The 24191-nt window shown below is 34.9% G+C and carries 12 protein-coding genes; 5 read left to right on the top strand and 7 right to left on the bottom strand.

Annotation, left to right across the window (positions count from 1 at the left end):
- Positions 1–50 precede the first annotated feature (50 nt).
- The 7 genes from OZP15_RS11825 to OZP15_RS11795 all read right to left on the bottom strand — a co-directional run bounded on the left by OZP15_RS11825 (position 51) and on the right by OZP15_RS11795 (position 16213).
- Positions 51–2408 (bottom strand): beta-galactosidase, encoded by a 2358-nt coding sequence (locus OZP15_RS11825; protein ID WP_281336198.1) that lies wholly within the window; start codon positions 2406–2408, stop codon positions 51–53.
- An 86-nt stretch (positions 2409–2494) separates the two neighbouring features.
- Positions 2495–4963 carry a beta-galactosidase gene (locus tag OZP15_RS11820; RefSeq protein ID WP_281336197.1) on the bottom strand — a complete coding sequence of 823 codons (2469 nt, stop codon included), beginning with the start codon at positions 4961–4963 and terminating at the stop codon, positions 2495–2497.
- A gap of 49 nt (positions 4964–5012) precedes the next feature.
- Complete coding sequence (locus OZP15_RS11815; protein ID WP_281336196.1) at positions 5013–6371, bottom strand: MGH1-like glycoside hydrolase domain-containing protein; 1359 nt, start codon at positions 6369–6371, stop codon at positions 5013–5015.
- Positions 6372–6377: 6 nt separating this feature from the next.
- Positions 6378–8726 (bottom strand): alpha-L-rhamnosidase-related protein, encoded by a 2349-nt coding sequence (locus tag OZP15_RS11810; RefSeq protein ID WP_281336195.1) that lies wholly within the window; start codon positions 8724–8726, stop codon positions 6378–6380.
- A gap of 155 nt (positions 8727–8881) precedes the next feature.
- The gene (locus OZP15_RS11805) at positions 8882–11317 is read right to left on the bottom strand and encodes a beta-galactosidase (protein ID WP_281336194.1); all 2436 of its coding nucleotides are present in this window, start codon (positions 11315–11317) and stop codon (positions 8882–8884) included.
- A 31-nt stretch (positions 11318–11348) separates the two neighbouring features.
- Positions 11349–14648 (bottom strand): DUF5107 domain-containing protein, encoded by a 3300-nt coding sequence (locus tag OZP15_RS11800; RefSeq protein ID WP_281336193.1) that lies wholly within the window; start codon positions 14646–14648, stop codon positions 11349–11351.
- Between the two features lie 146 nt (positions 14649–14794).
- Entirely contained in the window at positions 14795–16213 is a 1419-nt protein-coding gene (locus OZP15_RS11795) for a sugar porter family MFS transporter (RefSeq protein ID WP_281337488.1), read from the bottom strand.
- Between the two features lie 110 nt (positions 16214–16323).
- Between OZP15_RS11795 and OZP15_RS11790 the strand changes: the two genes are divergently transcribed.
- The 5 genes from OZP15_RS11790 (at position 16324) to OZP15_RS11770 (ending at position 24026) form a co-directional block, all read left to right on the top strand.
- Positions 16324–17205: an AraC family transcriptional regulator gene (locus tag OZP15_RS11790; RefSeq protein WP_281336192.1), complete on the top strand. Its 882-nt coding sequence runs from the start codon at positions 16324–16326 to the stop codon at positions 17203–17205.
- A gap of 91 nt (positions 17206–17296) precedes the next feature.
- Positions 17297–18730: a family 43 glycosylhydrolase gene (locus OZP15_RS11785; RefSeq protein WP_281336191.1), complete on the top strand. Its 1434-nt coding sequence runs from the start codon at positions 17297–17299 to the stop codon at positions 18728–18730.
- A 36-nt stretch (positions 18731–18766) separates the two neighbouring features.
- Positions 18767–20095, top strand: a complete 1329-nt coding sequence (locus OZP15_RS11780; protein ID WP_281336190.1) for a rhamnogalacturonidase — start codon at positions 18767–18769, stop codon at positions 20093–20095.
- A gap of 138 nt (positions 20096–20233) precedes the next feature.
- The gene (locus tag OZP15_RS11775) at positions 20234–22645 is read left to right on the top strand and encodes a glycosyl hydrolase 115 family protein (protein ID WP_281336189.1); all 2412 of its coding nucleotides are present in this window, start codon (positions 20234–20236) and stop codon (positions 22643–22645) included.
- A 10-nt stretch (positions 22646–22655) separates the two neighbouring features.
- The gene (locus OZP15_RS11770; protein ID WP_281336188.1) at positions 22656–24026 is read left to right on the top strand and encodes a sulfatase-like hydrolase/transferase; all 1371 of its coding nucleotides are present in this window, start codon (positions 22656–22658) and stop codon (positions 24024–24026) included.
- Positions 24027–24191: the final 165 nt, after the last annotated feature.

Raw genomic sequence — 24191 nt, 5'->3', positions numbered from 1 at the left:
GTGTTGTTGTTAATCTTTGTCAAAGTTTGAACTTTGACAAAGATGCTAGACTATTTTTTAATTATAAATGCGCTTGGTTTAATATAAAAACGATACGATTTTACATTTCCATTGGTGCTTTTATCGGTACGGGGCAAATATTTAAAGCCTTTAATTTTTACAGAATCCTCCATATTTACCACGACTTGGTGTGGATGTGGCGTTTTTGAAACAGTCCAGCCTGTTGACCAAATCGTAGATTCCTGTTGGTCGAATATTTTTTCAGCCGAATAGTTTCCTACCGAAACTTCTTCGCTGTCCGCATAAACTATTTTCCATTTCGAACGATTTATAGGTAAACCATCCACACCAATCAATTCAATTTCGGCAATAGTGGTGCTGGTGTCTTTAGGATTTTGAGAATCTAAAGCTTCTAAACAGAAATACTGACCTTCAAATTCTTTCTTTAAAGTGACTTCTTTCCAACCTTGACCGCTTGAAAATACGCCTTCATCTGAAGGTGTTTCTACAGATAAATCTAGTGTTTCTCCTTTTTTACGGTGCAAAAGCGATTCGTCGATTACAATTTTATCTAAAACAGGAGTCGTAACACCCGAAATTTGTGTTGCTGTGGGTATTTCTAAATCCAAAACGATGATTTCATTTTTGCCTTTTTTCAACCAACAACCTGGCATAAACAAGGTTTGTTGAGGGCCAATTTTCCAATAACGCCCTAAATTGTATCCGTTTACCCAAACCATTCCTTTGCCCCAAGTACTCATATCGATATACGTATCGCCAGTAGTTTTCAATTCGAAAGTAGCTTTGTACCAAGCTGGTCCTTTTGCTTTTTCGGTTTTGAATTTCATTTTCTTCTGAAAATTATAATCTACAGGAAAATTAAAAACTTCCCAATTTTTAAGAATAGTGGTATTCGAACCAGACAATAGTTCCACTTTTTCGGTAATTCCTTTTCGGTCAATAATGGTTTTTCCGTAGTTTACTCGTCCCATGGCTTCAACCAAAATATCCAAAACATCCCCTTTTTTAACAGCAGGAATTTCAATCGTGTTTTCATCTTTGCGACGGTCTAAATTGCCTATGAATTTTCCATTGATATAAATGTTTGCCCAATCGCGCAATTCGGTAATTTTTAATTTAAAAGAAGTCTTACTTTCTGGCAATTGTGTACGATACAAAATGCGTCCCCAGCCTTGGTTGAAGGCTTCCATAGATTGTATATTTTCTGTTTTATTCGCTTTCGGAAGGTTTTCGAAAAGCGATGCTGATTCCTTAAAAGTGAGCTGTGGAATCGAAATCGAAGGATAATTTACAGGTGGTTCTGGAATGGTTTCGCCAGGATTCAGATAATTTTTCATCAAATCACGCACCGCATAGAATTTATCTGTAGGCAATCCAGCCTCATTTATTGGAGCGTTATAATCATACGAAGCGACCATTGATCCAAAAGGTGGCGCATTGGCTCCGCCCCATTGTCCGAATGAAGTTCCGCCGTGAGCCATATACAAACTAAACGAAATATTGCGATCCAACATGTCTTTTAAACTGCCGATAAAACTGCTAATCGAACGAGTTTCGTGCGCTCGTCCCCAGTAATCAAACCAACCCGTCCAATATTCGCTACACATTAGCGGTGCTTTTGGATAAATTTCTTTATACTTTTCGAACTGTTTTTCGATGTTCGAACCAGCTCCAAAATTCAATGCGGTATAAACGCCATCCACATCATAATTGAAGAAATTAGAACTCCAATCGCAACGGAACAATTGCACTTTGTCAAATCCTGAATTACGAACCGCATCACGAACTTGTGACATATAGAGTACGTCTTTTCCAAAAACTCCATATTCATTTTCGACCTGAACCATGATGATATTTCCACCATTTTGAATTTGGTAAGGCGCTAATTGTTTTCCTACTTCTTTTAAGTATTTGGTGGAACGCTCCATAAAATAGGGATTGTCTTTGGTTCGTACTTGAATGTCATTTTTCTTCAAAAGCCACCAAGGTAAACCGCCCATATCCCATTCGGCACAGGCATAAGGACCAGGACGAACAATACAATACATTCCGTTTTTTTGAATGAGTCGCACAAATTCGGCTACGTCTTTTTGGCCTGTGAAGTCAAATTGATCGGGTTGCTGTTCATGAAAATTCCAAAAAAGATAAATACAAATGGTATTCATCCCCATTGCTTTACACATTTGAATGCGTTGCTCCCAATATTCTCTGGGAATTCTCGGAAAATGAATTTCTCCAGCTCGTACTAAAAATGGTTTTCCGTTTAACAGAAAAGTGTTGTCAGCAGCAACAAATGTTCCGGCTTGCTTCGAAACTTGCGCATTGGTAATGAATGTCATAAAAATGACGAGGATCAGAATTAATTTGGATGTTTTCAATAATCTCATTTTTTATTCAATTATACATTTACTTTATATTCAACCTAAAATAAATAGTTTCTTAATTTTCAGAAAACGTTTTTAGTGTTTTACAATTACTTAATGGTAAAAGTTATTGTTTCGCTGAAACTTATTTTTCCAGATTTTAAGCCCGCAGATTCTTTTCCGGAAATAACTTCCCTGATTCCGGGTTCAAAATAAATTTGTCGTTCATCAGTAAGTGGTACTATTTGCAATAAAACAGTCTTGTCATCTAATTTATTTTCCGTTTGATTAAACCCGACCTTCCATAAGTTTCCATCATATAAATTATCGGCCATCAACTTTCCATCTACATATATGGCTCCTGTATCACCATAATAATCTAAAATCATATTAAATGACTGTTCCTTATACTTTTTAATCTCGGAAAGTGATAACAAATAATATTTAGCCCCTTCAACAGCCGTTAAATTAGTTTGATATTGTATACCCGGATTACTGCCGTCTACTGAAACAAGTCTTTCATCTACAGGATATGCATTGTGTTTATTTAAATAAGGAGTAATGTCCGTTATTTCTTTTAAAGCTAAATCCTTTTCAGCACCTTGTAAATCCATAGAATATGATTTGAACAATTCTGATTCATTACTAATTTCCCGCAAATTTGCTTCTGATTTTAATGTTGATTGCTTTGGATAAATATAAAAATCAACTTTTTTATTTCCTGATATTTTAATCTCATTATTCGCAATTAACAACTCCTTATTAGCAACTATTAATTTTTGATTTTTTTCACCTGCAATTTTATATGCGTTTTTAGCCTGTTCTTTACTAATTGTAAGCACATTAACCTTTTTCCCTTTACTAGTTACAAACGATATGATACAATTTAATCCCGAATGTAAATTTGTAAATTTATACGTATTCGGTTTTTCTTCTAAAACCACATTACTAAAGGTAACTTTTGTAATATTCTCTTTATCAAAAACAAATTCGGGAGTAGCACCTTCAACTTCAAAAAACACATAAAGAGTTTCCTTTCCTTCTATTTTATATAAAGGTTGAGCAGTTGAATAAGCCAGATTGATTCCTTCTAAATCCATATTAAAAGGAAATATTGCTTGGGTATTAGCTTCTATATTAATTGGATTTTCAGGAAAAAGAATGTTTTTTTCTTCGTTTACTTTTAATTGAAACTGAACATTTTTAACACTACTCATTTCTAATTGACGTTGCACTTGGCTTACAAAGACAAATCCTTTATTTTCTTTAGCCCTAACAGCAAATCTTAATGTTTCTTTATCAGCTTCATCTTTTGGCACATGATTAGGAAAGTAGGAAGTATAGGTAACTAAATCATTTCCAAATTCATTTAAAAAAGTATGTAATATTCTAAAATTATAGAATGACGGTTTTAAAATACCAAACTCTCCTATAGGAGATTGAAAATCATAGTTAATTATAGGATAGTCATTAGGGTATTTTGTAGCCTTTGATTCCTGTAATGTGGATAGCTTTCCAATTTTATTAGAACCACCATGAAACATATAATACCCCATAAGATTAGCTCCCGAGCCTATTTTAGTATAAGCCAAAGCGGTCACATCATCAGAAGTAATAATAGGTCTACGATGATAAGTTCCTTGATTTCCTCCTCCCATTTCCGCTGTAGCATAAGGATATCTGTAACCTTTATAATCCTTGATATCATCTTGCTTACCAAATAAATCACTTCCAATGGCAGCATCATTCCTCAAGGCACCAAACAAGTAATTGTTAGATAAAGGAAGTTTGATCGTTTTTTTATCCCATGGTGCTTCTGGATAAGCTCCCCAAACAGGTACTAATTCTACTTGTTTTAAATCTGACCCTGGCCAACCTGTAGCAGTATAAAAAGGAACATCTATTCCTTCCTGAACAGCCATTTTTTTTAATCCTAAAATATGAGCTAAACCTTTTGGATTGTTAAACCTAAATTCATTTTCTATTTGTACACCTATAATTGGTCCACCATCTTTAAAATACAATCCTTTTAATTGCGTAGCTATTTGATGATAAAATTTTTGAACATTAGAAAGATAATCAGCATTGTCGCTTCTTGTATTACCTTTTGCTATAATCCAATCAGGAAAACCTCCATTTCTCACTTCTCCATGACACCAAGGTCCTATTCTTGGAAAAACAAAAATATGGTGCTTTTTACAAAGTGAAACAAAGGCTTTTAAATCATTATCTCCTTCCCAATTCCATTTCCCTTGCTCTTCTTCATGATATATCCAAAAAACATAGGTAGCAATAACATCAATACCAGCAGCTTTCATTTTTAAAATGGATTCTTCCCACTGGCTTTTTGGAATCCTTGAATAATGCAATTCTCCCATGACAGGATACCATGGTTTTCCGTTTTTAATAAAATAAAGACTGTTTAATTCTAGTTTATCTCCATTAGGAGCTACATGAGTACCTTGCTTCAAATGTCCTGAAAGTATCTGCGGTGTTGCCTCACTAATATCTACAGAATATAGATTTTGGGCTTTTCCTATAATTGTAAATAATAGGAACAGGTATATGATTTTTTTCATTTCAATATTATATATTTGTTATTCAGTAATTATTAAAAAAATCTTTATTCTAAAATTCATTTATAATCTTTTCTTTCTCTACCCAAGCAATCATATTAAGCACAAGATAATTCCAGTTTTGAAATCCTTTATTCATAATCGGCTTTCCTGTGTCAGGCTCATAGTATTCATGTAAAGCCCCATTCTGTTTAAAATCATTACCAAATAACATAATAGTTTTGTAAGCTAATTTCTTCGCTTCTTTATCAAAACCATAATCAACCAAACCTTTGTATGTCATATAATTTGAAATTCCCCATATAGGACCCCACCAATTAGAAGGATTACTACTAGCTTTTAAACTGTACATTTTTTCTAATTTTGATAAAGTACGAATACCATATTTCGCATTGAAAGTTCTGGTATCATTATAATTTTCTGCAACCATTCTTTTAGCTTGTTCAGGTGTAGCTATTCCCGCCCACATAGTCATAAAGCCTGACCAGACACCAATACGCTGAATTAATCCATCATAAGTTCTGGGCATTCCTTTGTGCAAAACCCAAGGGTGGCCAAAAACGATAGTTTCCTCATTTGTAATAGGTCGAAGATTAAGATCAACAGAATAATAAAAACCGTCTTTTTCGTCCCAACAATTTTTTTGTATAGCCTCTTTTAGCATTGCTGCGTCTTTAAGATAAGCTGCAGCTGCATCATTCTTATTTAACGATTTTGATAAATAAGCCATTGCGTTTAATTCCTTGTACATTAAGCAATTTAAAAAAATAGAGGCTGAACTGCGGTTTGGACGAAAAAAAGTAGAAGGATCATTATCTACACCAATTGCTAAATCATCCTGCCAAAAGAAAAGACCAGTAGGCTCATTTCTGTGGTGAGTTTGATAATTTTTAATGAAAGCCTGCATACGGTCAAACTTATCGCGTAACCATTCGGCATTATCTTTATTTAACTTAGTTAGAAAAGCAGCATGTTGCGCAATTACAGGCTTATGCATATTTGTGCTGTATATATTCGCAGGTTTTAGTTTTTCGGAATCCGAATTCTTATCTACAACCATAGGCATATATCCGTCAGAAGGATCGGTATAAGTTAAATAATTAAGTACGCAACCTTGCTCATAAGCTACTGCTTCTTTTTTATCTTCTTTTGTCCCGTTATATTCCAGTATTTGTCTTAACGCAATATTACTTAACCAGGAATCCCAATCCCAAAGCACATTGGCATAAGCATTACTTCCGGGCGTTATATAGGGATAAACAAAAGCTTTTTCCGGTTTTTTAAACATCTTTTTATAATCTTTAAACATGTACTGTTTAATGATTTTAATATTATCGGCAATACTATCAGGAATTTGAGAAAATGTGTTCACACTAATTCCAAGAAAAAGAATAAATAAGTATTTTTTCATGAGGTTCTATTTTTGGTTCTGGTTATTTTTAGTAGCGGTGAATTTCCAAACTCCACCTTTTACAATAAATTTTATATTGTTTTCTGATTGACTGTTGTATTTCGAAACTATTTTTTTGTCTAAAAACTGCCCCTTTATCCATACTTTTTTTCCATTGACTTCAATAGAATTATATCCATTGTCCGGAATAGCAATTACAGCCTCCGTTCCGGCTGGAACCTCAACATTCAATTCAAATTTGTTTGTTTTATTAACAAAAGAACTTTTAATTTCGCCTTTAACCGATTGTACCGTCGCAGAGGCTTTTTCGATACCCGATGGTTGAGGAGCTATTTGAAAAACGGAATATCCTGGCTCAAGAGGGGCAATACCGCACAAATATTGAGATAAAATGGTTAAAGCACCTCCGCTCCAAGCGTGGTTGGTAGTTCCTCCACCATAGCCTTTGTTACCTATTCCCCAACCTTCAAAAAGTGTTGTATAATTTGGATTGTTAACCATTTCTCCGAAACGTTTTTTCATACGTTCTATAGCATATTCTCCATATCCCATTTGAAAAAGGGCTTCGAGTACATATTTTTCCATGTAAGGACTAGCATTCTCTTGAGTTTTTAAAACTTCAAAAATTGCTGGATACTTTTCAGTATCTGCTAATCCTGACACTACCGCTAAAGCTTGGACTCTATCATCAGTCAAACCTGAATAATTTGGATCGCGATAGGCAATTCCTGTCCAGAAATTTTTATTGAAAGACAGTTTCAAATTGATCATTGCTTGCGAATACTCTTTAATATCATCCTGTTTTTCAAGTAATACAGCCATATTGTAAGAACCTTTTAAAGCCATATAGTATAAGGAATTAAAGATAAGTTCCATGTCTTTGTTTTTACCCCAGTCACCCCAAATCCAACCACCATTTCGAAAAACCAAAGTGCCTTTTTCATTGATTTTCCATATTTTTAAATATTTTCGAACACCATCATAAAGATCCGCAATAGTTTGTTTGTCACCAGTATATTGATAATAATTCCAAAAACCATAATAACCAATACTGGTAAGCATTTGACATGGTAATTCTAAATCCCAATTACCTGCTGGTACGGGAGAAAACAGGGTGTTATCTTTTTTTTGCCATCCTATTAATTCATACATTCCCTTTTTAAACAGAAGGCTACTTTTTGTATCTAATGCGTAAAAGGCTTCGCCTCCCTCGTTTACTTCATCCCCCCACCATTGGGCACGTTCTCTATCAGGACAATCCATATAATTATCACGCATAGTAACATATAGTGTACGCAACGATTTCTGCCAAATATTGTTCAAAAAAACATCTGAGCTTGAAAAACTTCCTGAAAACTCCGTATTGTATCCTGTTTCTCTATATTTTAAATCGAGCACTTTAACTCCTTTTGGAATGGTATAAATAACTTTATGTCCATTAATCCATCCATAACTTTCATATTCTTGTTGTCCCTTGCGGCTTACATACTGCGCATACATATTTACTTGACTGCCGCCTCTTAAATTATCTGTTTTTATTTCAATAATTTGCCCATCAGCTGCTTCTACTTTTAAATAGGGAGTAATTTGCAAATTTGCAGGCAACTGACATGTAATAATAGTATCCGTTTTACATTCGATTGGGAATTTTAAATTATTAGTAAATGCTTTTAAGCCAAAATCCTTAAATAATGGAATAGGACGCAATACCAGATTATTCCATGGAGCCATTGGAACTGTCCCTAGTACTTTAGCAGTACGCCATTTAGCAACATTAAATTCCGGTTTGTACCACAGTCCTACATCTTGCCTTGCATCAAAACGAATGCTTGATTCTGAGAGACGAAAATTAGGAAATGGCTCCGGACAGCTTCCATAAGCGGTGTTTTCAATTACACGCCAGCTATCATCACTAAGTATTTTTATTTGAGGAGCAATACATTCGAAAATAAAGCCAAACTTTCCACTACTAATATGTGAAAAACCATCTTTTCCAAAATACCAAGCCAAAACTGAAATAGAGTTTTTACCTTCTTTTAAATAAGATGAAATATTTACCTCATCATAATAGGTATCTTTTGGATTTGGTCCACGTTTAAGACCTCCCTCAAATACAACCATTTCACCATTAATCCATAACCAATATTTGCTATCTACCGCAATTTTAGCTATCACATTAGTGGGTACTTTTTCTAAAGTGAAATCTTTTCTAAAATTATACCAAGTATTAGAAGCATTTTGTGTGTTAGGATCAGTTATCCATTTTGCTTGCCAATTATTTACTTGTGCACTTAATGAAAAAATTAAACCTATATTTAGAATTGCTACAAATTTTAAGGTTTTTACAATATTCATTTTTCCAAACGTTTTTTCTTATTCTTAAATTCAAAATATCATTTGGGCTAAATTATTTGATTTAATTCAACCTACCGTCCTGTACTGTTCTGCTTCTGTTTGTTTTTTATGATTTAGATTGTATTCCACTTCCTGTTTAACAAAAAGTATTCATGCTATTTAATCTCAACATCGGCTTTGTATTCCACCGAAATCTGTGGCTGTTTTATTTCCAAAAAGCTTTTTTGGTTGCCAAAATCAGGTAGTACTTCCTTATCAAGATAACTCAAATAAGGAGCGTCTTTAGCCATTGGTAAAAAATGGAAATACATATCAGACGTTTTTAAAGCTTCCTGATAGCGTTTTAATCCAATTGTCCATGGTTTACTCGTATAAAGGTCGTCTGTTTGCAACTCGCCATTCATCATACAAATTCCGCGATCGCCACGATAATCAAAGGTGATAAAAACATCATTTACTTTAGATAAATTAAGACTGCCTGCTTTAAGTACATAGTGACTATTATCAGCTTGTACTAATTTAATAGCTGTATCCGCTTTGGGTACGCTTACTTGCCAAGTACTTATGCTTTTTATTGTTGATTTTCCTTTTGTTACTTTTCCATCAATTGAATTTACATTGCCTGCAGCAGGATATACAGAGAAATCAATATTTTCCTGATTATTACTAACCAACGAAATTTTTCCTTCATTATCCAATACCAATGCATTACTCAATACCAACTTTTGATTGTCGGTTTGACCAATTAGATAGGCTTTTTCTGCTTCACTACTTGGTAAAACTAAAAATGAAACACCGTTTATCTCGAAATCATTAATTTTTCTGGCAGTACAAACTACAACAGTATTACCATCTCTAATTATAGTTTTTATTCCTGTACCACTAACTTTCACCTTACCTTGAAGTACAATTTCAGGAGCAATACCATCTATAGCAACCATCACATTATACTTTTTATTCTTATTGGTAAACTTGCAAAAAGGCTGTACCGTTGCCATACGAATGGCTACACCATCATAATTGACATTAAACGGAAAAATAGCAGAACTGCCTGCTTTAAGCGTAAAAGTTCCTGTTTGTGGAAATTGGATTTCCCCGGTTTTAGTAGCAATATCAATTTTTAAATTTGATAAATCTTTAGTTTCTAAATGATCCTGGAAATTATGCATGAACAAATAGCCTTTATCTCCATCTCCTCTTACAGCATAACGCAAAGTACTAGTATCAGTAGCTTTGATACTGTCATTAGTCGAAGGCAATATTGGGTATAAAGGTGCTAAATCGTTGCCATAGCCTTTTAAAAAGTAATTCATCAACTTTAACGGATAGTACCCACTGCTTACATTTCCAAACTCGCCAATGGGAGCCTGATAATCGTAGGATTTATTGTGAAGTCCCGCACCTTCGGTTAAAAAATAATTCCCAATGGAAGGTGTCGTTCCACCATGATACATATAAAATCCAAGTCCGTTAGTTCCACTTCCGACCGTGCGAACCATCATAGGTAAAAAACTTTCGCCAAGCACATGTGGACGTCGTGAATAAGTAACCGCCATTCCGGTACCTAATTCGGCTGCTAAAGACGGATATAAATTGACATCATAACTTACCGGAGAATAATCCGGTTTTTGATGTATGTTTTTAAACAAATAAAATGGCGACGGACTATTTCCAGCTGTCCAAAACGGATAAGCATAACCCGCCATAACCGGAATAGACCCTTTTTCGACAATAGTAGCATATCCCCAACCGGTAGCCGTATAAATAGGTGCTATCAAACCCGCATCAATGGCGAGTTTTTTTAATGTTTTCATGTGGTCACGCCCTACATCGGCAAATTCATTCCCCATGGTATTGATACCTACTCCATCCTGAATAATCTTTTTATCACGTCCTGCAACAGTGCGCTCTTTAGGAGCATCCTGATAAGTAAATCCCCAAGGAGCTGTAGAATGCTGGTATTCATTTTCTAATTGCACACCAATAATAGGACCTCCGTCTTTAAACATAAGTCCTTTTAACTGTTTGCCTATTTCCTGATACAAGCGGTTGGTATAAAACAAATAGACCTGATCATTGCTTCTTACATCAATAGGACGACCGTACAACCAATCCGGTAAACCGCCATTACGAATTTCGCCATGAGCGAAAGGACCAACACGCATGAGCACTTCCAAACCATTTTTGGCACACAATTCCGTAAAACGACGAACATCGAGATCTCCACTCCAGTTGAAAGTCCCTTCCTTGAATTCGTGCATATTCCAAAACACATAAGTTGCCACTACCGTAATCCCCCCTGCTTTCATTTTTTTTAGCTGCTCATCCCAATATTGATGCGGATAACGACTAAAATGAAACTCCCCGATAACCGGAATAAAAGGTGTTCCGTTTCGTTCCAGATAAAAACTGTTTACGTCGATTTTATCACCTTTAGCATTAGTCCCACCTAAATCAAGATGACCGCGCTTTACTTCGGTATTCACTTTAGTAATATCAATCGAATAATTCGTTTGTGCCGATATCGAAAAAGTACCTAAAACAACATAAGCAATACTCAATAGTGATTTCGAAATTTTATTTTTTTTCATAAATAGGAAATTAAATGTATTTGCCAAATTCTTATGCAATTTCTGAATTAATTACTGTACATTCATTAACTATTGACAAATGCTGTTGAACTCCCTGATGGTTTACATCCATTTTCGCTGCTTCGTTCAGATGTATTTTTGTTTTAGCTATTTCACCTAATCCGTAATTCCCCAGTCCAAGCATGTAATGACAATGGATTTTATTGCGGAAAGTTAGATCATCCTCCCAAATCAATAAATCAGGTAATGAAACAGCAAAATAATCCAATTTTATGATTTCGTTCAAATGTTTTGTTCCAAAGGCAATCAATTTGTTAAATCTGGTATTCGCTTCTTCAACTAATCCTAATTTTAACAATGCCAATCCTTGATAAAATATTTTATCCGGTTTTTGATCGTTATAGAAAATGGCTGCGGCTGGTTCTGTATTTCCGTCTTTGGCGAGTTTCCAATATTTTTGAGCTTCTTCTATTTGATTCAAACCTTCGTACGCACAGCCCAACCAATAATGAAAATCATTTTCCTGTGCACCATGTAATTTTCCTTCACCCAGATTATGAGGATACTCCAAGCATTCGTTCAATAATTTTATGGCATTATCAAATTCTTTTTTGGCCAACAATTGTTTGGCTAATTCTACTCTTGCCAATTGGTATTGGGCTGGAACTTTTCCTTCGCCACCTTCCCAAGGATGGAAAATACGATTATCGATTAATTCAATCGCTTTAGCATAATCCCCTAATTGGTTACACAAAGTAACGTATTCCAAATAAACATCATCACGTTGTTCTACCAGACTGAAATATTTTTCCAAAAAGGCCAATCTCTCTCCGTGTGGTTTGCAAAGACGCTTGTACAATTGATCCAACTCCATCAGAATACGGGAATCACTTGTATCTAATGAAAAAGCTTTTTCCAGATATTGAAGCGCTTTTTCTTCCTGTTGCAATTTATTAAAATAAGCCAAAGATAAATTTCTCACCACCGTAGGGAATGTACCGTCAATTTCAACCGATTTTTCCCAACTTGCAATCGCTTCTGGGTATTGGCGTTTGTCATACCATAAATTCCCTAAATAATAAGGTGCTTTTGAATCCGTTGGATTTACTTTTTGTGCTGTTTCCAATGCCGAAATTGCTTCCAAACGATTAGGGAAACAATATTCCGGTGCATGATTTGCTGCTGTTTCAAATGCTGCTTTAGCATCCTTGTTGGCTAAATGCAACGCCCACCCCATATAGTAATAGGTCATTGGGGTTGTTGGACAAACTTTTATTCCTTCTTCCAATAATTGAACAGCTTCATCATACATTCCTGCAGTAATATAATCCAATGCCACCACTTCATAATTATGAATTTCGCCACGCATTAACTTATTCATTTCTTCCAAAGCAGTAGCCGAATTTGAAATAAGATATTCTTCAAAACGACAACCAAAATTGAATAAGTCAATTTTCAACGAATCTTCAATCAGTGACAAGGCTTCTTTTTCGTTTCCTAACTTTCGTAAAATCGCCGTTTTTAAGGTACGTACTTTGTGATTATGCCAGTTACGAGTTAAAGATTTATCAATTTCATATAATGCATCAGTCAGATTATCTTGAACACAAGAAATTTGTGCACAACCAAAATATCCTGCATCCTGCATGGCAGCATTCCAACATGATTTATAAAATGCAGCGTAGGCTTCCTTGTTTTTTCCTTGATACTGTAAAGCAAGTCCCAGGTTATAACGTGGTTCTCCATCATACGGATTCGGATTGCGTTGCAATTGGGTATCAATCGCAGCTTGGAAATACTTTTCCGATTCGGCAAATTTCCCACGGCGTAGCAACCAAAGTCCCATTGCATTATTATTTCTAACGTCTGAAGGATCTCGTTTCAGGGCTTCCTGATAATAATCGGTAGCCAGATAAGTTGCATGACGGTATTGTTCTAAATGCAATCCCGTAAGATACAATTGCTCACAAGTAGGCGTTTCTTCAGGAGAAAAAGCCGGTTTTGCCGCTTCAGGAGTTTCCTTTGCTTCTTGTTCTTCTGCTTTGATGCTTAACAATTCTCTGCCTTTTTCAGAATAAACGACTAACTTTAAATCGATAAGAGCAATGTCACCAACAGAAATTTCGCGTTCGAAAACCTGCTCCGGACTTAAATCCAATATTTCTTCGAAAAAACCTTCAAGTACTACTCTTGCATTTTTCTGTAATGAAGTAGCAAAAATCTTTACAATGGCTTTGTCTCCTGCTTTATCAATATTTAAAAGCAAATCCTGAGAGGCATTTTTCACTACACCCAGTTCGCGATAAGGCAGGAAATATTGAGTAAAAGTTTTTTCTTCATAAGGTTGCATCCAAGTAAAATCTGGCTGATTATCAGTATAAACCCCTGCCATCAATTCGATATAAGGTCCGTCTTCATCGGTAAGATTTCTATCCCATGCTTTTCCAAAATCTCCATTACCCCAAGTCCATTGTTTTTTCCCTGGCGAAATATGATGATTGGCCACATGAAGTACACCTGCCTGGGTATCATTCTCATAACCTCCTACAAAGTTAAAATCAGAGTTGATAGCCATATAAGAAGTCGGAACCGGAATGTTTTTATAATTCGAAATATCAACTCCAGCCGAATAATCTATTTTATAATAGGTTCCCGTAGCAATTGGAAATGTGGAAACATCGCGTTTTCCGTGGTCAAAAACTGCATGTACATCTGGTGGAAAAACCGATTGATAATGTTCATTCACCGCAACGGCAGGATTCGCCCACCACAGAAATGTTTGTGGAACAGGCGTTGGATTGTATAATTTTCCTTTAATCTCTAAATAAGCTTTCCCGGGATGTAATGTAAATCCCGCCATCCCTTTTTGGTGAAACATCTTTTCGTTTTCGCTTACCCAAACGGTAATACTCCCATCGGCATTGTTTTCAATAGTATGATCTACAGGTAAAAAAGTACTCGGACGGTGGTGTTGTGGCCAGTTGAATTCGATTCCGCCTGAAATCCATGGGCCAGTCAATCCAACCAGTGCTGGCTTGATTACCTGATTGTAATAAATAAAATGACGTTTTTTGATTTTGTCATAAGCCATTTGCACACGACCACCCAACTCGGGTAAAATCATCACCTTGATGTATTCATTTTCTATATAAACGGCTTGATAGCTTTTATCTTTTTTCTCATCTTCAATTTTCTCCACCACAGGATACGGATAAACTACTCCGCTACTTCCCTGATATACTCTTTTTTCAAGAAAAATAGGGTTTTTTTCGGCTTTCCCAATTTCGTATGTAGGGATAATTACCTCCTCTTGCCAAGCTTTTACACTCATCTTTTTAATTTTTACAATTATGTATTTTTATTTTTTTTGCCACGGATTACACCCATTTTCAAAGATTTAAAAAAGTTAGATAGAATTTTTTAAAAAAATAATCTGTGGAAATCTGCGTAATCTGTGGCTAATTTTGTCTGAAGAAATTATTTCACCAATTCACTTTCAATTTCTTCGAGTGTTTTTCCTTTGGTTTCAGGTAGTTTTCTCATGATAAAGAAAAATCCAAGAATACAAATTGCCGCGTACACCCAAAAAGTTCCTGCCGCACCAAATGATTTGTTGAGTAACGGAAAAGTATAAGTAAGAATAAAACAGGCAATCCATAATGCAAAAGTGGATAATGCCATTGCGGCACCACGCACTCGATTAGGGAAAATTTCGGAAAGAATAACCCAAGTTATAGGTGCCAATGACATAGCATAAATGGCGATTGCTATTATTACTAACGAAAGAACCGCTATTCCTTTTAACTCAAAATAAAAGGCGGCACCCAAAAGTAAATAGGTAATAGCCAAGCCTGATGCTCCAAAGACCATCAGTTTTTTTCGTCCCCATTTGTCAACCGTAAACATGGCCACAAAAGTAAAAACGAGGTTAACCGTTCCGGTAATTACAATGTTGAACAAAGTATCACTCACACCATAACCGGCAGCAGTAAAAATTTCTTCGGCATAATTAAAAACGGTATTGATGCCACACCATTGTTGAAAAACAGCAATGACAATTCCAATCACTAACACATTTCTAAATTTCGGATGGAATAACTCTTTGAAATCCATTTTTTCGGTAACATCATTCAAAGTGGCTTGTATGTTGGACATTTCCTCACGAGCATAAACTTCACCTCCAATTTTGTTCAAAGTAGGAAACGCTTTTTCTTGTTTGCCGGCTTTCATTAACCAACGAGGACTTTCAGGAAGCGTAAACGCCAATAGCAAAAATACTATCGATGGTACTGCACAAGCATAAAACATCCAACGCCAACCCATTTGACCATTCCATGAGTTGCGAATGAATTCGTCGGTTACTCCTGCTGGAACTTTCTCTGCAATTAATAAGTTGACAATTTGTGCCGCGAGAATCCCAATTACAAGCGTCATTTGATTCAAGGAAACAAAACGTCCTCTTAAATGCGAAGGAGCTACTTCGGCAATATACATTGGCGAAAGTGCCGATGCCAGACCAATTCCGACACCTCCAATTATTCTAAACGCAACAAATACGGTATAAGTGGAAGCCCATCCTGTACCCAAAGAAGCTACGGTAAATAGAAAAGCTGAAAGTAATAAAGGCCATTTTCGACCAAATTTATCACTGATTGCACCCGACACAACTGCGCCTAAAATACAACCAATCAAAGCTGAACTCATAGCCCAAGCTTGTAAATTTGCCGAATTGCTAATATCAAAAAAACGTTCGTAAAAAGGTTTCGCACCACCGATTACTACCCAGTCATAACCGAATAGCAATCCGCCCATAGCAGATACCATAGAGATGGAAAATAAATAAAAATTGTTGAAGGATTGGTTTTTCATAAAATTAGTCTTGTGGTTGGAGTTAATTAACCTAGCAAAAATACATTTAGTAATTCATTAATAAATAGATTATATATTGAAATAAATGGACTATCTTACGACCTTGATTCAATTTGAGTAATATTAGTCTATTTATAATGAACAATACAACGATACCTAAAATCAAGGCAGGTTTCCTTGGACAAACGATGGTAGTTTTAGATACTGACAAAAAAAGAAAGCTGGTTTCTAATCTTTTTTTTCAAAATCTTTTTCTAGATGCCATTGGATATTTTCCAAATGCAAAACACCACAACCGATCGAGAAAAAACGGCATCAGCGAATATATTTTATTGTATTGTCTAGCGGGAGAAGGCTGGATAAAATGCAACGGAAAAACGATACAACTAACTCCAAATACAGGTTTTATCATTCCTAAAAATACAGGACACAAGTATGGAAGTTCAGTAAAAGAGGCTTGGAGCATTTATTGGGTGCATTTTGAAGGAGATTATGCTCAAACATTTTACGAACGTTTTTCTGCTTCCAGTGATGGAGCGGTTAAGATTGCTTTTGATGAAAGTAGAATTACACTCTTGAACGAAATAATCAAACTCTTGGAAAGTGATTTTACCGATGAAAAAGTAGAATTAATTCATTTTAAATTAATCACTTTATTAAGCTCTTTGTCGTATTCGAATACTTTAAATAGTGCTATTGACGATAAAATAAGTCTTTCTATACTGTATATGAAAGCTCATTTAAGTGGTATTTTAAGTATCGAACAACTGGCTAACGAAGCTTGTTATTCCATTTCTAGATATTCGGAATTGTTCAAACAAAAAACGGGTTATTCTCCGATTCAATTTTTTATTCGATTGAAAATACAAAAGGCTTGCGAGTACCTTTATTTTACGAATCTCAACATCAAAGAAATTTGCAAAGAAGTTGGTTTTGACGATCCATATTATTTTTCTCGAATGTTCAAAAAGCAAATAGGGGTTTCTCCTAGTGATTATAGAAAGAAGAAAAAAGATTAGGTTTTTGAAATTATTAGGCACAGATACCACAGGATACCAAAAAAAATAGAAAAAAGTAAATTTGTTTCTATAATCGTATTTTAATTATAAAATGTTTCAAAATAATAATTCTTTTTTCGGAAATTTAAAAATTATAGTGAGTATTGTTCTATTGATGAACACTTCTACAGCTATTGTATTGGCACAACTTCCAGGGAAATCTGAAGCTATTTATTCTGGAACACCTTGGTTGGATCAAAACGGAAAAATTGTAAGTGCGCACGGTGCTAATATTATAAAAGACAAAGGAAAATTTTATCTTTTTGGAGAAGCGCATACAGACGATAGTAATGCTTTTGCGGGTTTCAACTGCTATTCCTCTAAAGATTTATACAATTGGAAGTTCGAAAAGATAGCACTTCCTGTTCAGAAATCAGGAAAATTAGGTCCGAATCGAGTAGGGGAAAGATGCAAAGTTTTGAAAAATCCAAAAACGGGAGAATATATTATGTACATGCACGCTGATAGTATTACTTATAAAGATCAGTTTGTAGGGTTCGCTACTTCCAAGAAAATTATAGGACCTTACCAATTCAAAGGCGCATTATTGTTTGAAGGAAAACCCATTAAAAAATGGGATATGGGTGCTTTTCAAGACACTGATGGTTCGGGTTATATTCTAATTCATGGTGGCGAAATTTATAAATTGAGTGACGATTATAAATCGGTTGTAGCTCAAATCAATAAAAATATGACCACTGGATTTGAATCGCCTACGATGTTGAAAAAGGATGGAATTTATTATCTAATAGGATCACATCTTACCAGTTGGGAACGCAACGATAATTATTACTACACTTCTAATTCTATTAATGGACCTTGGGCTTCCAGAGGAATTTTTGCTCCCGAAGGATCTTTGACTTGGAACTCACAATCGACTTTTGTGTTACCAATTGTGGGAACAAAAAACACCACTTATATGTTTATGGGTGATCGCTGGTCGTTTCCCAAACAAGCTTCGTCGGCAACTTATGTTTGGCAACCCCTTTCCATTTCAGGATTGGCATTATCTTTGCCAAGGTATCAAGAAGCTTGGCAAATTAATACCGAAACTGGTATTGTAACAATACCCAAGCCAGCCGAAAAAATCATACAAAACACCGATAAACAAATTCAATATTCAGGAAATTGGAAACATTTAGAATCGGGTTCCGAAAGTAAATCGGATGAAAAAGAAGCCTCGTTTTCTATTCCATTTAACGGAAAACAAATTGCTTTGTACAGTTTTGTAGGAACAGAAAATGGCTATGCAAAAGTAGTTTTGGAAGATAAAAAAGGAAAAGTGTTACTAACAGTAGTGGTTGATATGTATAGCAAATCGCCAGTATCAACACCCGTTTTTCAATCGCCAATACTAAAAAAAGGAGATTATAAATTAACAGTTTACAATACAAGCGAAAGGCCTAATTGGTCTGATAAAAGGAAATCCGATTACGGAAGTACGGGAAATTTTATTTCTTTGGATAAAGTAAGTATTAAAGAATAACCAAGCATAAAAAACCAACAACTAATAAAAATAAAAATGAAAAAAATCTTAACGCTGGCGCTTTGCCTTTTTGGGATGTCCCAGTTTGCCTTTTCGCAAAAATACAATAACGATACCTTTCCTGACGGAAGTACTATAACACCTTGGTTTAAGGATTATACCAAATTGCAATTAAAGGATTTAGGCAAACAATATGTAATCACAAAATTTGGAGTGAGTCAAGACAGTACAAAAATTCAAACCAAGAAAATTCAAAGTATTATTGATAAAGCAGCTAAAAATGGTGGAGGAGTAATTGTTGTTCCAAAAGGAGTTTATTTGAGTGGAGCTTTATTTTTTAAACCAAAAACGAGTTTGCACGTTGTTGAAGGTGGAACGCTAAAAGGTTCTGATGATATTGCGAATTATCCAATTATGCCATCCCGAATGGAAGGGCAAAACTTGGATTATTTCCCAGCTTTGGTAAACGCTTATGGTGTGGATAATTTTTCGATTTCTGGAAAAGGAACGATCAACGGAAATGGTTACAAATACTACGAAGCTTTCTGGGCAAGACGTAAAGAAAATCCAAAATGTACCAATCTAGAAGTTTCAAGACCACGATTGGTTTTTGTTTGGAATTCAAACAATGTACAATTTCAGGATGTAAAATTGATTAATTCAGGTTTTTGGACGAATCATTTTTACAAATGTAATAATGTGAAATTATTGGATTTGCACATTTCATCACCGCATTTAGAGGTAAAAGCACCAAGTACCGATGCAATTGATGTTGATATTTGTACCAATGTTTTGATAAAAGGATGTTATTTGTCTGTAAATGATGATGCAATAGCATTAAAAGGAGGAAAAGGCCCTTTTGCAGATACCGATAAAAATAACGGACCAAATAAAAATATTATCATCGAAGACTGTCGTTTTGGTTTTTGTCATTCGGCATTAACAAACGGAAGCGAATCTATTCATAACCGTAATGTGATTATGCGTAACTGTCAAATTGATGGTGCAACAAGAATGCTTTGGTTAAAAATGCGTCCAGATACACCACAAAATTATGAGTACATCAGAGTAGAAGATATAACAGGTGCTGCCAAAAATTTCCTTGTTGTTTTGGCATGGAAACAATTTTTTGATTTGAAAGGACGTCCAGATGTTCCGTTGTCTTATGGAAATCATGTGACTTTGAAAAACATCACTTTGAAATCAGATACTTTTTTTAATGTAGAAAAAGATCCAAATGTTCGTTTGTCTAATTTTACTTTCGAAAATTTGAATGTTGAAGCAATTAAAACCGCTATTGATAAAAGTATAGTTGACGGAATTACGTTTAAAAACGTTTATTTGAATGGTACATTAGTAGAGTAGTTTTTTAGGTCTATAAACACAAACCATTTAGAGATTTATGAAAATTAAGACTTACAGCGTTCTTAACTTTCTTAAATCTCTAAATGGTTTAAGAAGAATTGCCTCCTGCTTTAGCTGGAGGTATTATATAAAATAAACATGAGAAAAAAGATATTTGTTTTATTTTTTGCCTTTGCTAATTTTTTATTTTCTAATGCTCAAAATAAAAATGCAGTAGTCTATTCCATTGCTGATTCAAAAGAAACGGCAACTTTTTTTATTGCAAATAATACCGATCCATTAATTGTTTGGGCGGTCAATGAATTAGCAGATGATGTCAAAGAATTAACAGGCAAAAGACCTGAAATTATTCAGACCAAAACCATTTCTAAAAGAGGAATTTACATTGGCGAATTTTCGAATGCTTTATTTCAATCCAAAAAAGGGCAAAAAGAATTGGCTAACCAATGGGAGAAATTCCAAATTATAAAAGAAAACGAAAATCTTGTAGTAGTAGGAAGTGATGTCCGCGGAACGGTTTATGCCATTTTTGAAATTGCCGAACGTTTAGGAATTTCTCCTTGGAAATGGTGGGCAGATGTTCATCCGATAAAGAGAGAAAAAGTAATCTTGAATTTTCCTAAAAACGGAATTATTTCTTCGCCATCAGTTGCTTATCGTGGAATTTTTTTAAACGATGAAGATTGGGGATTAGAACCTTGGGCAGAAAAAACTTTTGAACCAGAAGTGGGGAATATTGGCCCTAAAACCTACGAAAAAATATTTCAATTATTATTACGTCTAAAAGCCAACACTATCTGGCCAGCGATGCATCCGTCAACAAAAGGATTTTTTACCCTTGCGGGAAACAAAGAAATGGCGCAAAAATACCATATCGTTATTGGTTCATCTCATGCTGAACCGATGCTTCGCAATAATGTTGACGAATGGAAACCTAAAATTCATGGTGATTACAATTATTTTACCAATAAAACTCAAGTTGATAAATACTGGCAAGATCGTTTGGATGAGGTAAAAGCTTTTCAGAACGAAACCATCATGACGCTTGGAATGCGAGGCGTTCATGACAGTAAAATGGAAGGCGCTAAAGATTTGAAAGAATCTATAGAAATGGTGCAAAAGATAATTGATGTGCAGCGTGAAATGTTGTCCAAAACTTTCCAAAAACCTTTGAATGAAATTCCGCAAGCATTTGTACCATACAAAGAAGTTTTGGAAATGTATGATAACGGACTTAAAGTTCCAGAAGATGTTGCACTCGTTTGGCCAGACGATAATTACGGTTACATTCGTCGTTTGAGCAATGAAGCCGAACAAAAGCGAGTAGGAGGTGGTGGTGTTTACTATCATTTGAGTTATTGGGGAAGACCGCACGATTATCTTTGGTTAAGCACGACCCAACCAGGTTTGATTTGGTATGAAATGTCCAAAGCCTATGAAAACGGAGCCAAAAAAATGTGGATTGTCAATGTAGGTGATATCAAACCTGCGGAATATGATATGGAATTGTTCTTGGATTTGGCTTGGGATGTGAATTCTATAAAATCAGACGGACTTCATGATTACATGAAAAACTGGGCGGTTAGAGAATTTTCTCCAGTAATATCGGAAGCATTAAGTACTGTTTTCGAAGAATTTTACCGATTGTCATTTATCCGAAAACCAGAATATATGGGATGGAGTCAAACCGAACCTACAACGCCAGTGAAACTTTCTGATTTTACAAATGAAGAGGCTTTGTCGCGAATTAAATCCTACGATAATTTGATTCAGAAAGTAGATCAATTATCAATTTCTATTCCCACAGAAAGGAAAGACGCTTGGTTCCAATTGGTGGTTTATCCTGTAAAAGGAGCTGCTTATATGAATCATAAATTCATGTATTGGAATTTGGCTGCAAAGACTTTGGATGCCAAGCAAAAAGAAAAGTATCAAGTTTTATCCAATGAAAATTTTCAGAAAATTAAAGAGCTGACGGCATTTTATAATAATGAAATGAGTCAAGGCAAATGGAACAATATGATGTCCATGAAACCAAGAAATTTGCCTGTTTTTGATTCAATAAAAGAAAATCCGATTGTAAAAGAAGGAGATATTAAATCAGTTTCGAATTCAATAAAAACTATTCAAGCCAAAGATTTTAGTGCTAAAAGAGAAGTTGCAAATTATAAATGGAAAACGATTAATGGTTTAGGTTTTAGCAATAATGCTGTGACGTTGTTTCCCTTTAATCATAGTTATTTTAAAAGCGAAAAACCTTCTCTTTCCTATGAATTTGAAGTAAATAAACAGGGTGATTATACTATCGAAATACATTTGCTTCCCACTCATAGTAATAATTTTGACAATGAAATAGAAGTTCAAATAGATGGAATTACAAGCAAATTATTTTCAATAAATACCAAGGACAGAGACAAAACTTGGAAAGAAAATGTATTACGTAATAGTGCCATTGCAAAATTACCAGTGAGTATCAAAGAAGGAAAACATACCATCACAATTGCTGTAAATCAAACTGGAATTGTTTTGGATTATTTGACTATTAAATAATATTTTTAAGATGAGTAAATTTTTAAAAATAAAAGTACAGTTAACCATTATTTTGCTGCTTTGTTTGTCAGTTTCTTACAGTCAGAAAGAACAAGAAAAACCGAATATCATTTTGATTATAGCCGATGATGCAGGATGGAATGATGTAGGTTATAATGGTTCGGAAATCAAAACACCCAATATTGATCGTTTGGCAAAAAATGGAGTGCAATTAAATCGTTTTTATGCCAATCCAACTTGTTCGCCATCAAGAGCAAGCTTGCTTACAGGAAGGCCAGCCAGCCGAATGGGAATTGTAGCACCTATTAGCGATAAAAGTCAATTGAAATTACCAGATTCCATTCCGACTTTGCCTAAATTATTGCGCCAAAATGGTTATGAAACGGCACTTGTCGGAAAATGGCATCTTGGATTGCAACAAAGTAGCGGACCCAAAGCGTATGGATTTGATTATTCGTACGGATTTTTGCACGGGCAAATCGATCAATACACACATCTTTATAAAAATGGGGATAAAAGTTGGTATCGAAATGGGGAATTTATTGAAGAGAAAGGACATGCCACGGATTTAATCACGAACGAAGCGATTCAGTGGCTTTCTGGAAAAAGAGATTCTAATAAAAATTTCTTTTTGGAAGTAGCCTACAGTGCGCCACATTTCCCTTTGCAAGAAGAAGAAAAATGGAAAGAGCCTTATATGAATTCCATTAAAGACGCTTCCCGTAGAGATTATGCTGCAGCGATGAGTCATTTAGATTATAGTATTGGGATATTATTAGAAAAGTTAAAAGAACAAAATTTGGATAAGAATACGCTAATTATTTTTATGAGCGATAATGGAGCGATGCAAGATTGGGATTCTAAAAATGAGTATAACGGCATTCATCCATCCAATACTACTCTTGGCGACAATAGTCCGCTGCGGGATTGGAAAACCTCCAATTATGAGGGAGGAATCAGAGTGCCTTGCGTTTTCTATTGGAAAGATCATCTCAAAGAGTATAAAAACGGAAGTTACATTTCGATTATAGATGTTTTGCCTAGTATTTTATTCTTGGCAGGCGATACAAATCTTCCATCAAGTATCGAGGGCAAAAACGTTTGGGCATCTATTGCAGAAAATAAAGCAATTGTTAATCAAGAAATATATGTAAGAGGACATTTGCAAGAATCTTTGATAAGCAAACCATGGAAGTTAATTAGAACTCGTCATGCAAATCCTGTTCCTGCTGAATATGAACTTTATAACATCGAAAAAGATCCAGAAGAAAAAAACAATATTATAAAGCAAAATGGGAAAATCGCTCAGCAAATGACTACAGCTCTTGAAATTCAATTTGAAAAAGATGCCAAAAAAGTAAATTATGATAAATTAAAGTAAAAATAGGATATTTTGTTTCATGCTGTAAAAGCCTTTGAAACTTTTTTTATATTATCAATTTGAAGCACTACAGAATTTAATTTTAATTCTGTAGTGCTTTCTTTTTGGGGTTACCACAGGTATTTATGGTTTTATTTTAGTTCTGTTGATAGAGCAAATATTAAA

It is taken from the genome of Flavobacterium eburneipallidum, from assembly GCF_027111355.2.
Classification (GTDB): domain Bacteria; phylum Bacteroidota; class Bacteroidia; order Flavobacteriales; family Flavobacteriaceae; genus Flavobacterium; species Flavobacterium eburneipallidum.
This window is presented reverse-complemented; position numbering and strand designations above follow the sequence as displayed.

Bases quoted from the DNA above. Each gene is read 5' to 3' on its own strand.
- OZP15_RS11825 (WP_281336198.1), bottom strand. From the start codon at position 2,408: ATGAGATTATTGAAAACATCCAAATTAATTCTGATCCTCGTCATTTTT.
- OZP15_RS11820 (WP_281336197.1), bottom strand. From the start codon at position 4,963: ATGAAAAAAATCATATACCTGTTCCTATTATTTACAATTATAGGAAAA.
- OZP15_RS11815 (WP_281336196.1), bottom strand. From the start codon at position 6,371: ATGAAAAAATACTTATTTATTCTTTTTCTTGGAATTAGTGTGAACACA.
- OZP15_RS11810 (WP_281336195.1), bottom strand. From the start codon at position 8,726: ATGAATATTGTAAAAACCTTAAAATTTGTAGCAATTCTAAATATAGGT.
- OZP15_RS11805 (WP_281336194.1), bottom strand. From the start codon at position 11,317: ATGAAAAAAAATAAAATTTCGAAATCACTATTGAGTATTGCTTATGTT.
- OZP15_RS11800 (WP_281336193.1), bottom strand. From the start codon at position 14,648: ATGAGTGTAAAAGCTTGGCAAGAGGAGGTAATTATCCCTACATACGAA.
- OZP15_RS11790 (WP_281336192.1), top strand. From the start codon at position 16,324: ATGAACAATACAACGATACCTAAAATCAAGGCAGGTTTCCTTGGACAA.
- OZP15_RS11785 (WP_281336191.1), top strand. From the start codon at position 17,297: ATGTTTCAAAATAATAATTCTTTTTTCGGAAATTTAAAAATTATAGTG.
- OZP15_RS11780 (WP_281336190.1), top strand. From the start codon at position 18,767: ATGAAAAAAATCTTAACGCTGGCGCTTTGCCTTTTTGGGATGTCCCAG.
- OZP15_RS11775 (WP_281336189.1), top strand. From the start codon at position 20,234: ATGAGAAAAAAGATATTTGTTTTATTTTTTGCCTTTGCTAATTTTTTA.
- OZP15_RS11770 (WP_281336188.1), top strand. From the start codon at position 22,656: ATGAGTAAATTTTTAAAAATAAAAGTACAGTTAACCATTATTTTGCTG.